The organism is Streptomyces sp. NPDC002328, assembly GCF_042890065.1.
Lineage (GTDB): Bacteria > Actinomycetota > Actinomycetes > Streptomycetales > Streptomycetaceae > Streptomyces.
Window position 1 is genome coordinate 228,048 of the sequence record NZ_JBIARQ010000005.1, and the last position, 14,368, is coordinate 242,415.

10 protein-coding genes are annotated in these 14,368 nt (G+C 72.4%); 5 read left to right on the forward strand and 5 right to left on the reverse strand.

Annotated elements, in window-relative coordinates:
* Positions 1 to 19: 19 nt before the first annotated feature.
* The 5 genes from ACFYX4_RS16005 to ACFYX4_RS16025 form a co-directional block, all read right to left on the reverse strand.
* Entirely contained in the window at positions 20 to 1,846 is a 1,827-nt protein-coding gene (locus ACFYX4_RS16005; RefSeq protein ID WP_389332286.1) for a hypothetical protein, read from the reverse strand.
* A 7-nt stretch (positions 1,847 to 1,853) separates the two neighbouring features.
* Entirely contained in the window at positions 1,854 to 2,756 is a 903-nt protein-coding gene (locus ACFYX4_RS16010; RefSeq protein ID WP_389332289.1) for a carbohydrate ABC transporter permease, read from the reverse strand.
* A complete protein-coding gene (locus ACFYX4_RS16015) occupies positions 2,753 to 3,664 on the reverse strand; it encodes a carbohydrate ABC transporter permease (protein WP_389332292.1) in 912 nt (303 codons plus the stop codon). Before ACFYX4_RS16015 ends, ACFYX4_RS16010 begins: the two co-directional genes overlap by 4 nt.
* Positions 3,665 to 3,780: 116 nt before the next feature.
* Positions 3,781 to 5,109 (reverse strand): ABC transporter substrate-binding protein, encoded by a 1,329-nt coding sequence (locus ACFYX4_RS16020; RefSeq protein WP_389332295.1) that lies wholly within the window; start codon positions 5,107 to 5,109, stop codon positions 3,781 to 3,783.
* 280 nt (positions 5,110 to 5,389) lie between these two features.
* Positions 5,390 to 6,517 (reverse strand): ROK family transcriptional regulator, encoded by a 1,128-nt coding sequence (locus ACFYX4_RS16025; protein ID WP_389332298.1) that lies wholly within the window; start codon positions 6,515 to 6,517, stop codon positions 5,390 to 5,392.
* 330 nt (positions 6,518 to 6,847) lie between these two features.
* Here ACFYX4_RS16025 and ACFYX4_RS16030 point away from each other — a divergent pair, with 330 nt between their 5' ends.
* The 5 genes from ACFYX4_RS16030 (at position 6,848) to ACFYX4_RS16050 (ending at position 14,363) form a co-directional block, all read left to right on the forward strand.
* Entirely contained in the window at positions 6,848 to 7,756 is a 909-nt protein-coding gene (locus tag ACFYX4_RS16030; RefSeq protein ID WP_389332301.1) for an N-acetylglucosamine kinase, read from the forward strand.
* Positions 7,757 to 8,044: 288 nt separating this feature from the next.
* Positions 8,045 to 9,967, forward strand: coding sequence for a phosphatase PAP2 family protein (locus tag ACFYX4_RS16035; protein ID WP_389332304.1), 1,923 nt, complete (start codon positions 8,045 to 8,047; stop codon positions 9,965 to 9,967).
* Positions 9,968 to 10,224: 257 nt separating this feature from the next.
* Positions 10,225 to 11,148 (forward strand): MurR/RpiR family transcriptional regulator, encoded by a 924-nt coding sequence (locus ACFYX4_RS16040; protein WP_389332307.1) that lies wholly within the window; start codon positions 10,225 to 10,227, stop codon positions 11,146 to 11,148.
* Between the two features lie 334 nt (positions 11,149 to 11,482).
* A complete protein-coding gene (locus tag ACFYX4_RS16045; RefSeq protein WP_389332310.1) occupies positions 11,483 to 11,863 on the forward strand; it encodes a hypothetical protein in 381 nt (126 codons plus the stop codon).
* Positions 11,864 to 12,011: 148 nt separating this feature from the next.
* Positions 12,012 to 14,363, forward strand: coding sequence for a SpoIIE family protein phosphatase (locus ACFYX4_RS16050; protein ID WP_389333017.1), 2,352 nt, complete (start codon positions 12,012 to 12,014; stop codon positions 14,361 to 14,363).
* Positions 14,364 to 14,368: the final 5 nt, after the last annotated feature.

Sequence of the window (14,368 nt, forward strand, 5' to 3'; positions counted from 1 at the left end):
TCCGTCTCGGACGGGGCGGTCAGGACGGGCGCAGGGTCAGCTCCGGTTCGCCGTGGGCGTCGTCGGGGCCGAGGACGGCGGTGAAGCGGGATGTCCGTACGGTGATCCCGTCCTCGCCCCGCTCGACCGTCACCGTGAGCGGGTCGGGCGAGCCGTAGCGCACGGCGAAGACGTGCAGGTCGTCCGGGGCGTCGGGGACCGGGCCCGCCTCCAGGGCGGAGGAGGCGATCAGGTGCTTCCATCCCTCGTCGGGGTCGCCATAGCCGCGGGGGTCGGCGGCGAGGGCGAACGCGGCCTGTTCCTGGGTGAGTTCGGCGCGGGCGTCGAAGCGGTCGGGGCCCTGGGTCTCGGGGTGCGTCAGGCGCAGGGCGCCGGCGGAGGCGGCCTCCGTGTGAGCGGTGCGCCGTACCCGGTCGCCGTCGTCCTCGGCGTACGGCAGGCCGGCCAGCAGGTACGGGTCGCCGTCGAGGCGCTCCACGGCGACCGTCGTCCACAGGGTCGCGCCGTCGGTGACGTACAGGGAGCGCACGTACCGCAGGACGTGGTCGCGGCCGACGACCGGCTTGGTGACCAGCTTGGCGGTGAGCCCGCCGGCGCGCGCGTCGCGGACGCGGACCTCGCCCATGGGGCGGCAGAGCAGGAAGCCGTCGGTCACGGGCCCGAAGCCGTGCTGGCGGCCGACGGCGGCGGGCAGGAGGTAGCTGCCGCCCGCCTCGATCAGCGAGGGGGTCATCCGGTCGTCGAAGGCCACGGAGACCGTGCCGGCGCGCAGTTGGTGGCGCTTGAAGGACTCCGAGGGCGTGCGCTGCCAGGGGGTGTCGTCCTGGATCTGCCAGACCAGCATCCACGCGAAGTGGCCGTCGACCCCGCCGTCCGCCTTGCACGCGTGGCGCTCCCAGCGGCTGTCGCCCCGGTAGCGGCCGAGGTCGGAGCCGATGCGGCGGCCGAAGTAGCGCAGGCCGAGGACGGACTCGAAGGCGGAGTGCTGTTCGCTGTAGCGGGGGCCGCCGTTGTCGAAGCCGCCGCCGGTGAGCCGGGCGTCGATGTAGCGGGCGAGCGCGTCGCCGTCCTCGGCGAAGACCTCCTCGCCGCTGACCCGGTGGGCCTGGGCGAGGAAGGACAGGGAGATCGGGCCGTAGTTGTTGTCGTAGGCGCCGCCGTGCTCGGGGGGCAGCAGGGCGCCCCGGTCGCGGACCCGGTGGGCGCGGATCTCGTCGGTGTAGAGCGCCAGCGCCCGCGCGCGGACCGGTCCGGCCTCCGCCGGCGACAGGTGGCGGGCCAGCATCAGCCCGCCCACCACACAGCCGATGGCCTGGTTGCCCGCCTCCTGCGGGTTGAAGAAGGTCGCCTCGGTGAGCCAGCGCCAGTAGCCGCGCGCCACCTCCAGCAGCTCCGCGCGCGGGCCGTCGTCGACCAGGCCGTCCGCGCTGTCGAGGACGTTCACGGCCTGGAGCAGCGCCCACACCGTGCTCGGCCAGTCGCCGATCGGATGCGCGCCGGCCGCCAGCGTGTAACGGGCGTACGGCAGCCGCGAGTCGCGGACCCTCAGGTTGGGGTAGCCGGGGTTGTCCTCGCGGTAGACCCGCTCGCGCAGATGGAAGGCGAGGCTGCGGCGGACCGCCTCCGGCAGCCTCGGGTCCTTGCCGCGCTGCCAGGCGAGCGCGAGGAGCGAGGTGATGCCGAGGGAGGTGTCGCCGATGTCGTCGACGCAGTCGGGGTGTTCGAGACCGCCTTCCGGCGTGATCCGCCGCAGGGCCTGCTCGACGACGTCGGCGAGGACGGCGTCGTACGCCTCCGGGGTGTCCGGGAGGTCGTGCAACGGGCCGCGCTGGTGAGGGAGATGCACGGGTGGGTCAGTCCTTCAGTCCGGCGTTGATGTCGGCGTTCATGACGTACTTCTGGAACACCAGGAAGACGACGATCAGCGGGACCATGGAGATGACCGATCCGCCGAGCAGCACCGACCAGTTGATGTTCTGCGCCCCGACGAGGCTCTGGATGCCGATCTGCACGGTGAACTTCTCGGGGTCGTTCAGCATCAGCAGCGGCCAGATGTAGTCGTTCCACCGCCACTGGAACGACAGGATGGCGAGCGTCAGCATGATGGGCCGGGAGAGCGGCACCATGATCCTCAGGAAGATCGACAGTTCGCGCGCGCCGTCGATGCGGGCGGCCTCGATGAGTTCGTCGGGGACCGTCAGGAAGAACTGGCGGAACATGAAGCAGCCGGTCGCGGTGAGCAGGGCCGGGAGGATGATGCCGGAGAGCGAGTTGTAGAAGCCGAGGTCGCGGACCACCAGGAACAGTGGGGCGAGCATGACCTCGGCCGGCAGCATCGTGGTGGCCAGGATGCCGACGAAGAAGACCTTGAGCCACTTGTTGTCGTACTTGGCCAGCGCGTACCCGGTGCAGCAGCTGACTCCCACCGTGAGGATCGTCGCGATCACGCACACGAGGGTCGTGTTGATGAAGTACTGGGAGAAGTTGGCGCTCGCCCACGCCGCCTTGTAACCCGACACGGTGGGGTCGTCCGGGAACACCGTCAGCGGCAGGGAGAACAGGTCTCCCGCCGGTTTGAAGGAGCTGAGGACGAACCACAGCACCGGGATCCCGTAGAGGCCCGCCAGGACCCACAGCAGGGTCGTCGCGGGAATCGCGCGCCGGAGCCCGCCGGTTGCCGAGCCGCGGGACCTCTTCTTGGAGGCGGCCCGTGCGGAACCGGCGTCGACCTTGCGCGGCATGTCTGTGGTTGTCATCGGTTCTCCACCCGCCGGTTGACCATCATCTGGATGATCGCGACGGCCATCAGGATGAGCATGAGCACGAACGACGCGGCGCTCGCGTAGCCGATCTGGCCCGATTTGAAGCCGGTCTGGTAGATGTACTGGACGAGCAGGTTGTTCGACGTTCCGGGTCCGCCGTTGTTGAGGGAGGCGAACACCGCGTATTCCTTCATCGCGTGGATCGTGTTGAGCAGGATGACGATGAAGGAGGTGGGCGCGATGCTCGGCAGCGTGATGCTGATGAACTGGCGCCACGGACCGGCGCCGTCGAGCGCGGCCGCCTCGTAGTACGACGTCGGCACGTTCTTGATCGCCGCGATGAACAGCAGCATGGAGAAGCCCGTCCAGGCCCAGGCCGCCGCCACCACGACCACGATCAGTGACAGGTCCGCGTTCGACTGCCACGGGACGGCGCTTCCGCCGACCTTCTCGATGAGGTAGTTGACCAGGCCGAAGTTCTCACCGAACAGCCATCGCCACAGGACGCCCACGATGATGGGCGACAGAAGCCACGGGATGAAGAAGAAGAGGCGGGCGACCGAAGCGCCCTTGGCGTGCTTGCTCACCAGCACGTTGGCGATGAGCAGCGAGAGCACGAAGTTCAGCGGAACGAAGAGCACGGTGTACAGCAGCGTGCGGGTCGTCGCGGCGTAGAAGGTCGAGTCCCCGAGCAGCTTCTGGTAGTTGTCCAGTCCGACGAACTGGAACGCCCCTATGCCCGTGTAGTTCGTGAAGGAGTAAACGAGCCCGATCACCGCCGGCCAGACGAAGAACAGCGCGAAGAGCACGACGTTGGCCGCGATGAGGACGAGCGGCGCGAGGGTGTACTTGCTGCGGCTCCTGGGCGGGCTCACGGACACGTCCGAGGCTCGTTTTGTCATCTTCCTGACTCCGTGCTGGTGGATGGGATAGCGGTGGGCTCACGCCATGAGCCCGGCATCACGCGGAGGTCCGGGTCCGGGCGGCAGTGGCTCGTACCGCCGCCCGGACCTGGGGCCTACGATGCGCCGCCGACCTGCTGGTTGTAGCCGGCCACGATGTTCTCCAGGGCCTTGTCGGCCGACTGCTCACCGTTGATCGCCTTGCCGATCTCCGCCTTGGTCGGGTCGTCGGTGAGGCTCTTGCCCTTCAGCGCCCAGTTCGTCTGCGCGACGTTGAAGTAGCCGGAGATGGGGGCGTAGAGCGGGATCGACTCGTTGTAGAGCTTGAACGCCGCCTGCGCCGCCTCGGACTTGAAGGGGTACGTCGGGTTCAGACCGCTCTCGACCGGCAGGAACCCGGACGCCTCGCACAGCGCCTTGTAGTGCTCGGGCTCGTACAGCCAGGAGATGAACTTGTTCGCGGCGGTGGCCGCGTCGCCGTTGTTGTTGAAGCCCACGACCATGCCGCCGCTGTTGACGTCGCTGGCCTGCACCGGCTCGGCGGGGGTCGGGACGCTCGCCCATTCGAACTTCGTGATGCTCTCCGCGAAGGAGGCGACCTGCCACACGCCGGACCAGTAGGCGACGACGTCACCGCTCTGGAACATGGCCGACGGGTCGGCGCCGCTGGTCCACACCGACTTCGGCATGGTCTTGTCGTCGTTCCATCCGACGAAGGTGTTCACGGCCTTCTTGGTCGCCTCGTCCGCCGAGAACTTGCCGGAGGAGTCGGCGTGCATGTACTGCCCGCCCATCTCGTACACCATGGCGCGGAGTCGGGACGGCGACTGGTCGAAGGTCAGGGAGTACTTGGCCTTGGTCTTCTCCCGGACCTCGTTCGCCGCCTTGATGAACTCGGTCCAGGTCCAGGTCTTGGAGGGCGAGGTCGGGTAGGAGACGCCGGCCTTCTCGAAGAGCGACTTGTTGATGAACATGCCGGACGCGGTGATGTCCGAGGGGATGGACAGCACCTTCCCGGACGAGTCCTTGGCGACGAAGTTGCCGTTGATCTTGTTGCTCTTGTTGTTGGCGATGTCCTTGAGGTCGAGCAGCTTGCTCGACCAGATCGGGTCCACCTTCGGCACCGCCGCCACGTCGGGCAGGGAGTTGGCCTGCGCGGCGTTGCGCAGCTTCGCCTCGTAGCCGTCGTAGGGGATGTTGACGAGCTTGACGTCGACGCCGGTTTCCTTCTTGTAGTCCGCCACCGCCTTCTTCCAGCCCGCGTCCTGCCCCGGAACCGTGGAGATCCAGAACGTCAGCGACTTGGAGGTGCCGCCCGAGTCGCCTCCCCCGCCACAGGCGGAGAGCAGCAGGGCACCTGTCGTGGCCACGGCAGCGAGGGGAGCCAGGCGGCGTATGCCGCCGCGGCCGAGTCGGCGGGAGCGCCGCACACCCAAAGTCGTCATCTTCGATCCCTTTTCGTCGTAGCGGAGGAAGCACGGCGCCAGCCGAGCGGCACGGGTGCATTTGTGTTGCGGGAGGTTTCGCTTTCCGGGGGCACGGCCTCGCCCGGCCGCGCGCCATCCTGACGGGTGCGGATCCCCGGCCGCCATGGCCGTCGTCACGCGAGCACGCCCTCGCGTGGCTGCCGTACCTCGTGTACGGGCGGGACGCTCACCCTGAGTCGGCGTCCCGGCCGACTTAGAAAGCGCTTGTCCGGACATTGGCAGACCGAGTCGGAGGCCGTCAATCCTTCGTCCCCGCCGCATCGGTCACGGTTTGGACTCCCCAGGCGACGGCGAGCCGCGCGGCCCCCACGACGGTGCCCAGATCGCCGACCGTGCTGCTGACCACCTCGGTGGGCCAGCTCAGCCGCTCCAGCTCGGCGCGGACGCCGGGCAGGAGCTGCGGGTCGGCGCCGGTGCTGCCGCCCAGCACGATCAGGCCCGGGTCCAGCACCGCGGTCACCGCGGCGGTCAGCCGGCCCACGTCCGCGGCGTGGCGGTCGATCACCGCGCGGGCCGTGGGCCGCCCCGCGCCGGCGAGGGCGAGGAGCCGCTCCGTGGTGCGCGGGCACGGCCCGTCGCCGTCCCCCCAGGCCTCGGCGGCCCGCCGTAGCAGGGAGCGGGCGCCGATGTACTCCTCCAGGGCCTCACGGCGCGGCTCACTGCCGTCGTCCCAGGGATAGGGCAGCCGGGCCAGCTCTCCCGCGGCGCCGTTCGCGCCGCGCAGCACCCGGCCGCCGACGACGATGCCGAGGCCGATGCCCACGCCGATGCGCAGATAGCCGAAGGTGTCCCGGCCCCGGGCCGCGCCCTCGTGCAGCTCGGCGAGCGCGGCGCAGTTGACGTTGTTCTCCAGGTGGACGGGGACGCCCGGCGGCAGGGCGACGGCCACCGCGTCGAAGACGGGGCCCGCCTTCGCGGTCGCCGGGCGCATGCCGGCGCCCTCCCGCGCGGTGACGTCGCCGACGGCGACGACGATGGCGCGCAGCGGCGCGTCGGCGGGCAGCGCGTCGAGCGCCTCGCGCACGACGTCGGCGGCGGCGGCCCGAGAGCCGGTCGCCTCGGCGAGCGGCGCGCCGTCCAGGGCGCAGCCGCGCACCCGGGTGAGGGCCGGGCCGAGATCGACGGCGAGCACGGCCCCGGCGGCCGGCCCGAGGCGGTAGACGGCGGCGGAGCGGCCCGTGCCGCTGGAGGCGGTGCCGGAGTGGGCGGCGAGCCGGGCGCTCTCCAGTTCCGCGACGGCGGAGGACACCGTCGGCTTGGACAGGCCCGCCAGGCTCGCGAGCTGCGGCCGGGTCGCGCTGCCCGCCTCGGCGAGCACGGTGAACACCGCGCTCGCGCTCTCGGTCAGGCGGGGGGTCCTTGCCATGTCGAGTTCCACACTTCCCCCACTCGGTTCACGGGCCGCGCTCCCGGGGTCGTAGCTCTCCCCGGGAGGCGGCGACGGGATGCGGTGGCGTCACGCGCGCCCGCCCCGGCGGCCCGGAGAAGGCCCGGGAAAACCGGCCGGCGCTCGGATGCGCAACGCACTCTTGACGCACTGTACTTCGTTAGTTAACTTCCTAACGAACGTCACGGTACTCGCCTGCCGTGGTCCGTCAGAAGCCCGTCCCGGGGCTTCCCTAGTTCTTCTTCTCCGCCCTTCCTCCGGCACGGTTCGCCCGCCGTCGCAGCCCCGCGCAACGACGAAAGAGGATCCGTGCAGGACTCCCTCCCCGCGTGCGACCTCGTGGTCGGCATCGACGTGGGCGGCACCAAGACCCAGCTGAGCGCCCTCGCGGGCGACACCCCGGTGGCCGACCTCGTCCGCCCCAGCGCCGGATGGCGGCCGCAGGACCCGGTGGCCGCCGCCGGCTGGCTGGCCGCGCTGGTCGCCGACGCGCTCCCCGCGGGCGCGCGCCCGTCCGCCGTGGCCGTCGGCGCCCACGCCTGCGAGACCCGACGCCAGTGCGCGCAGCTCCGCACCGCGCTGCAACTCCACTTCGACGCGCCCGCGCTGGTCACGGGCGACGCCGAGCTCCTCGTCCCCGCCGCCGGTCTGGACAAGGGCGTCGGCCTGGTCGCCGGCACCGGTTCGGTGGCGGTGGGCCGGCTGCCCGACGGCACACCCGTCCAGGTGGGCGGCTGGGGCGCGGTCCTCGGCGACGAGGGCGGCGCCGCCGGTCTCGTCCGCGAGGCGGCCCGCGCGGTGTGGGCCGCGCACGACCGCGGGGAGGAGCCCGACGCCCTCGCGCGCGGGCTCGTCGCCTCGTTCGGCGTGGCCGAGGTCCCGGCGCTCGGCGCGGCCCTGGAGGCCGCCTCGCACGTCTCCGCCGAGTGGGGCCGGCACGCTCCCGCCGTGTTCACGGCCGCCGCCGACGGCTCCCCGCTCGCCCGGAGCGTGATCGCCGAGGCCGGACGCTCCCTCGCCGCCCTGGTCGCCCGCCTCGCCGCCCGCGGAGTCGCGGTCGACGACGTGGTGGTGGCGGGCGGCACGATCCTGGCCCAGCCCGGCCTGTACGACTCCTTCACGACCGCCCTCGCCGACGCCGCCCCCGGCGCTCGGGCCCAGCCCCTGCGCACTCCCCCGGTACAGGGGGCGGTGGCCCTCGCGCGGGGGCTGCTGTGAGGCGGCGCGGAGGCGGGCGGGGTCCGCCGTTCACCTGTGGGACATGTCGTGGTCGCCGGGCTCTCGTCGCGGGGACACGGCCCGGCCGTAGATCTTCGAACGAACGCACCATCCGGGCTCACGGATCGTCAGAAACCCGCATCCGCGCACCGGATCGCACGTATACCCCCTCGCACGGCTTCTCGCCTCACTCGCACGTCTTCTCGTCTCATGTCTTCTCACCGCACGTCTTCCCGTCGCACGTCCTCCCCGGCCGCACGGCCGTTACCACTCGAGAGAGGCACATCCATGCCGTCACCCGCCGGGCACCGCACGTCCTCGCCCGTGGCCGTGAACAGAAGAGGTTTCCTCAAGGCGTCCCTGGGCGGATCCGCCGCCCTGGTCGCGGCCCCCACCCTGGTGTCCTGGCTGGGCGCCGCCGACGCGAAGGCCGCCACCGCGCCGCTCGCGTTCGTGGACGACTACAAGTCGAACATCACGGCGAACCTCACGCCCGAGACCAACGCCGTGGTGCGGATCCTCGGCGGCATGGCCGAGGTCTGGAAGACGGGCTCCGCCTGGAACACCGGAACGCCGCTGCGCCCCGACGTGCTGCGCGCCAACGTGCGCTACAGCGTCCGCGTCACCACCGCCCGCACGGAGGCGCAGGCCAGGGAGGCCTTCGTCTACGACCGCCAGCACCAGAGCTACGCGATGATCGCCGCGCTGGGCCCGCTCGCCGGCCTCTACCGGGAGGGCGCCAAGGCGGTCACCTCGATCACCGCCGCCCCCGAGACCACGCCGCCGACCACCATCAGCGACGCCGTCCCCGCCGGCGCCCCGGCCGGCTCGGCGATCGGCGCCGGTTCCTACACCTCGGACCTCGGACAGGTGGCCCGGCTGGTCGACACCGTGCGCGGCCCGTTCGCCTCCGGCAACCCCGGCAAGTACGCCTTCCAGTACCCGCGACCGTGGCGCATGAACGAGGACAGCGAGGTCGTCGACACCGGGCGAACCGACGCGCTCGGCTACCCCGTCTACGACTCCAAAGTCAAGGTCGTCACCCAGCTGCTGCGCCAGCGCAGCACCTCGCCCGTCGACGACGGCGGCTTCCCCAGCGGGCACACCAACGCCTTCCACCTGGCGTCCCTGGCGTTCGCGTACGCCGTGCCCGAGCGGTTCCAGGAGCTGGTGACCCGCGCCCTCGAGCTGAGCCACACCCGGATCGTCTCCGGCATGCACTCCACCGTCGACGTCCTCGGCGGACGCGTCATGGCCACCGCGCTCGCCGCGGCGGCGCTGGCGGACCCGGCCAACGCCGAGCTGAAGGCGGCGGCGCGAGCGCAGGCCCTCGCCTACTTCACGCAGCGCACGGGCACCACGCCCGACACCCTGTTCGCCCACGCCCACTCCGACGCGGGCGACCCGTACGCCGACCGGGAGGCCAACGCCCGCGCGGTCGAGCCGCGCCTCACTTACATCCTCCGGCAGGAGGGCCCGGACGCGCCGCTGACCGTGCCCAAGGGCGCGGAGGTGCTGCTGGAGACCCGGCTGCCGTACCTGTCCGCGGCCCAGCGCCGGGAGGTGCTGCGCACCACCGCGCTGTCCGCCGGGTACGTGCTGCTGGACGGCTTCGAGCAGTGGGGCCGGCTCAACCTGTTCGCGGCGTCGGACGGTTACGGCGCGTTCGACTCCGACGTGACGGTCACGCTGGACGCGGCGGCCGGCGGCTTCGGGGCGGCCGACGTCTGGCGCAACGACATCGACGGCCACGGCGGTCTGACGAAGAAGGGCACCGGCACGCTCACCCTGACCGGCCGCAACGGGTACCGGGGCGACACGGTCGTGGAGGACGGCGTGCTCGTCTCGGCGGCGGCGGACGCGCTGGGCCGCGGTGACCTGCGCGTGCTGGGCGGGACGCTGCGGATCGACGAACCGACGCGGGTGCGGGGGCTGTTCGCGCTGGAGGCGGGCACGCTGGCGCCGACACTGCGCGCGGGCCGTGACGAGGAGGTGCTGACCGTGGACCGGCGGGTCGTGCTGGGCGAGGACAGCGTGCTGTCGCTGCACCTGGACGCGCAGGAGCCCCCGGCGGACGGCAGCACGGTCCGTGTGCTCGGCGCCCGCGCGCTGCGCGGCCGGTTCGCGCGCGTCGAGCTGAACTCCGACACGCTGCGGGCCGTACCCGTCTACACGGCAGACGGACTGTCGGTACGACTCGTGCGGCGGTGACGCCCTGACGGCGGGAGCGGAGCGGGCCTGACGCGCCCGGTCCTCCTCCGCTCCCGCCGCTCCGGTGGTCCGAGGATCCGGTGGTCCATGGATCCGGTGGTCCATGGATCCGGTGGTCCGAGGACCTGTCTCCCCCGCGGGTCGCCCTCCTGGTGAGGGCGCCGCCCGGCATGCTCCGCACCCGCCGCTCACGACACCCGGAGCGGCGCGGTCCGTGGGCTATGTTGAGCTTCGTGGGAGACAAAGGAGGACCACCGGTGCCATCGCCTCAGCAGGCACGCGCACAGGCATCCACGATCACCTCGGGCAGGACGGGACCGGAGGCGGAGGTGTCCCCGACGTCCCGGCTCAGGGCGCTCTTCGACGGGCCCCATCTGTCCCCGGGGCAACGGCGCATCGCCCAGTACCTGATCGAGCACATCACCGAGGCCGCGTTCCTGTCGATCACCGATCTCGCGGAACGGGTCGGCGTGAGCCAGCCGTCGGTGACCCGGTTCGCGGCGGCGGTCGGCTTCAGCGGGTATCCGGCGCTGCGGGAGAAGCTCCAGTCGATCGCGCTCGGCACCCTGGCCGGGGGCCCGGCCGCCGCCGAGGTGAACCGGAGCAACGAGCTCCAGGCGGCGGTCGACGCGGAGCTGGAGAACCTGGAGAACCTGCGCCGTGACTTCGCCGACCCCGACCAGGTGATCGACGTGGGCCGGCGACTGTCGGCCTCGACCCCGCTCACCGTGCTGGGCCTGCGCATCTCGGCCTCGCTGGCCGAGTACTTCGCCTACGCCGCCCGCCGGGTCCATCCGGACGTGCGGCTGGTGACCCGGGGCGGCAGCGTCGCGTACGACGCGCTGCTCCAGTCCCGGGAGGCGGGCGGCACCTGGGTGCTGGCGTTCTCGATGCCGCGGCACGCCCAGGAGACGCTGACCGCCGTGCGGGTCGCGCGCAGCGCCGGTCTGAAGGTCGCGCTGGTGACGGATCTGGCGCTGGGTCCGGTGGCCGACGAGGCCGACGTCACCTTCGCCACCGGGACCGGCTCCCGGCTGGTGTTCGACTCCTACGCCGCACCCGGCGTGATGGCCGCCGCGCTGCTCCAGGCCATGACGGACGCGGGGCCCGAGCGCACTCAGGCGCGGCTGGAGGAGTACGAGCAGATCGCCGAGCAGCACCACTTCTTCCTGCGGGAGTAGCCACGGCCCGGAAATGTTCCGCCGCTCCGTCCCGCCGCTTTCCCCGCACCCCCCGGTCAGCGAAACGCACGATCGGATCATTGTCGGCATTTCGCGCATGAATGTTTTCATACGTCTTGCAAAGCCGATGGCATATATAAATACTGCTCACGGCTCCACAGCCCGCCAAGGGCTCCAGAACGGACACCCGAAGCCGCCGTCCCCTACCCACGTCGGCGCGAGGGCGTCCGGGGCCTCGCCGGCGCGAGGCCCTGTGGCGGCCCCGGTCATCCCCTAGGCCGGGGCCGCCCCACAACGTCGGACCACCCGTCACGACGCCGTACACCCGGAAGCGATGATCATGCCCCTGACGACGACGCGCATCAGCCCGGACTGGCCGTGCCAGGTCAAGACCCCCGGCAGCTACGACTGGGAACGCTCCGCCGCCAAGTGGCTGCGCGAACTGGTGCCCGCGCGCTACGCCAGCTATCCGGCGCTGCTGCGGCACCCGGTCCTGCTGGCCCGCCATGCGCAGATCCAGGTCCAGCACGAGATCCGGGTGGCCCGCACCGCCCTCCAGACCGCGCGGGCCGACCTGCCGCGGCTCGGCCTCCCGGAGTCGGTCATCGAGCACACCATCAAGCTCTACGCGGCCGAGGTCATGCAGCTCCAGCACATCGCGCGCAGCGTCCGCGCCGTCACCGAGGCGCTCGTGGACCACTCCTGCACACGCTGAACGGCACCCTCCGCTCCGGCCGCGGTGAGGTCATCGTCGCTGGCGACGGCGTTGACGCAAGACCGCGATCGAATGCGGGTGCGTGTGCCATGCTCGTGCCGTGACGAGCGAATCCGCCCGGCCCACGGAGTCCGGCACCATGCCCGACATGGCGGCGCTGACCCGGGTCGTGGCGCGTCAACGCGCCGAGATGGACCGGCTCCAGGAACTGGCGGCCTCCTCGGCGGTGGTGGAGCGGGCCAAGGGCGCGGTGATGGCGCAGACCGGCTGCTCACCGGAGGCCGCACAGGAGGAGCTGCACCGGCGGGCCGAGGAGGCGCGGCGCACGCTGCTGGAGGAGTGCTGGATCACCCTCGGCGGCCTGGGCGGGCTGGGCGGCACGACCGGCGCCGCCCCGGGACCGGACCCGGCCGGCACCGGGAAGGACCCCACCGAGGAGGCTCCCCCGGAAGCCGCCGACGCCGCCGCCGCCCTCGGCCGGCTCGGCCGGGCGCTCGTCCGCGTCGGCGGCCCCCAGGACCTCGCCGGCTGCCTGCTGGAGCATCTCGCCCCCGGCGTCGGGGCCGACGCGGTCATGATCTTCGCGCGGCTGTCCGTCGGCGGGCTCGAACTCGTGGGCCACGCGGGCATCGACGACATCCTGGCCGGCCAGTGGAGCCGGGTGCCGCCGGTCACCGGGATCGCCGCCCTCGACGCCCTGGACAGCGGGAAGCCGCGCTGGCTGGAGAACCTGCGCGAGGACCGCGAACGGTACCTGCTGATCGGGGACCCGCCCGACCGGTGGCCCACCCGGGCCTGGCTGCCGGTGGTGACCGGGCACTCCGCCGACATCGCCCTGGGCGTACTGCGCCGCCGCGAGGGTCCGTTCACCCCCGAGGTCCGACGCCATCTGCTGGACGCCGCCCGACTGTGCGCGGGCGCGCTGCGCACGTTCGGACCGTGGCAGGGCCCCACGCCGGGCACCGTCCCGGACTCCGTGCAGACGGTGTTCGACCGGCTGCCGGTCCCCGCGGTGCTGCTGTCACCGCTGCGCACCCCGGCCGGCGACGTGGAGGACTTCCTCGTCGACGCGGCGACCGCCGGGGCCTTCGACGCCGTGGGCCGCAGCGGGCGCGAACTGCTCGGTCTGCGCTTCCTGGAGTGCTGGCCCTCCGTCACCGGGGAACCGCTGTGGCCGGGCTGCCTGGCCGCGCTGGACTCCGGACAGCCCTACGAGAGCGAGCCGTTCGTCCGGCAGCACACGTCCGCCGGCATCGCCGAGCCGGCGACGGTGTCGGCCCGCGCCGCGCCGCTGGGCGACGGGCTGGTGGTGAGCTGGATCCGGCACGACCCCTCCGACCGGCAGGAGCAGCGCCTCGCGGACGTGCAGCGGCTGGGCAACCTCGGCTGGGCCAACTGGAACCTGGTCACCGGTGAGATGACCTGGTCCTCGCAGGTCTTCTCCATCCTCGACCGCGACCCCGGGCAGGGCGCGGTGCTCCTCGCCCAGCTCCCCGGCCTCGCCCTGCCCGAGGAGGCTCCCGCGCTCACCCGGGCCATCGGGGAGCTGCTGCGGGCCGGGCGGCCGTGTGACGTGCCGATGCGCGTCCTCACCCGCAAGGGCGTCCGGCATCTGCGGGTGGTCGCCGAGGCGGTGTCGGACCGTCACGGCACGCCCGTCGAGGTGCACGGCTTCGTCCAGGACCTGACCGCGCAGCGCAACGCCGAGATAGCGCTCGTCGCGAGCGAGCGGGCCAACCTCACCCAGCACGGCGCGCTCCAGGCCGAGCGGACGGTGGCCGCCCGGCTCCAGGACGCGCTGCTGCCGCTGCCGAAGCGGCCCGTCCGGGTGGCCGGGCTGCGCGTCGACATCGCCTACCTGCCCGCGCAGTCCGGCCTCAACGTCGGCGGCGACTGGTTCAGCGCCATCGAACTGCCCGACGGGGACGCCCTGTTCGTGGTGGGTGACGTCGCCGGGCACGGCATGGACGCCGTCGCCGCGATGGCGTTGCTGCGCTTCACCGCCAAGGGCATGATCATCACCGGCTCCTCGCTGACCGACGCGCTCGTCCGGCTCAACGCGCTGCTGCTGCACTCCCGCGACTCGCACGGCACGGCGACCATGATCCTGGCCCGCTACAGCCGCGCCGAGCGGCGGCTGCTGTGGGCGCAGGCCGGGCATCCGCCGCCGCTGCTGCTGCGCGACGGCGAGGTCCGCTACCTCGACCGGCCCTACGGGGTGCTGCTCGGCGCGCGCGACGACCCGCGCTACGAGGAGGCGGAGTGCCTGCTCGCCCCCGGCGACCGGATCGTGCTGTACACCGACGGCCTGGTGGAGCGGCCCTCGGAGAGCATCGACCGGGGCCTGGAGCGGCTCGCCCGCGCCGCCACGGCGTCCGGGTCCGTCGGGCCGACGCCGCTGGGCGGACTGCTCGGCGCGATGCTGGATCCGGAACGGCGCGACGACGTGTGCGTGCTCGACATCCGGGTGCCGGCGGACGAGACGGAGACGGCCGGGTAGCGCGC

Bases quoted from the DNA above. Each gene is read 5' to 3' on its own strand.
- ACFYX4_RS16015 (WP_389332292.1), bottom strand. From the start codon at position 3,664: ATGACAAAACGAGCCTCGGACGTGTCCGTGAGCCCGCCCAGGAGCCGC.
- ACFYX4_RS16045 (WP_389332310.1), top strand. From the start codon at position 11,483: ATGATCATGCCCCTGACGACGACGCGCATCAGCCCGGACTGGCCGTGC.
- ACFYX4_RS16020 (WP_389332295.1), bottom strand. From the start codon at position 5,109: ATGACGACTTTGGGTGTGCGGCGCTCCCGCCGACTCGGCCGCGGCGGC.
- ACFYX4_RS16010 (WP_389332289.1), bottom strand. From the start codon at position 2,756: ATGACAACCACAGACATGCCGCGCAAGGTCGACGCCGGTTCCGCACGG.
- ACFYX4_RS16035 (WP_389332304.1), top strand. From the start codon at position 8,045: ATGCCGTCACCCGCCGGGCACCGCACGTCCTCGCCCGTGGCCGTGAAC.
- ACFYX4_RS16025 (WP_389332298.1), bottom strand. From the start codon at position 6,517: ATGGCAAGGACCCCCCGCCTGACCGAGAGCGCGAGCGCGGTGTTCACC.
- ACFYX4_RS16050 (WP_389333017.1), top strand. From the start codon at position 12,012: ATGGCGGCGCTGACCCGGGTCGTGGCGCGTCAACGCGCCGAGATGGAC.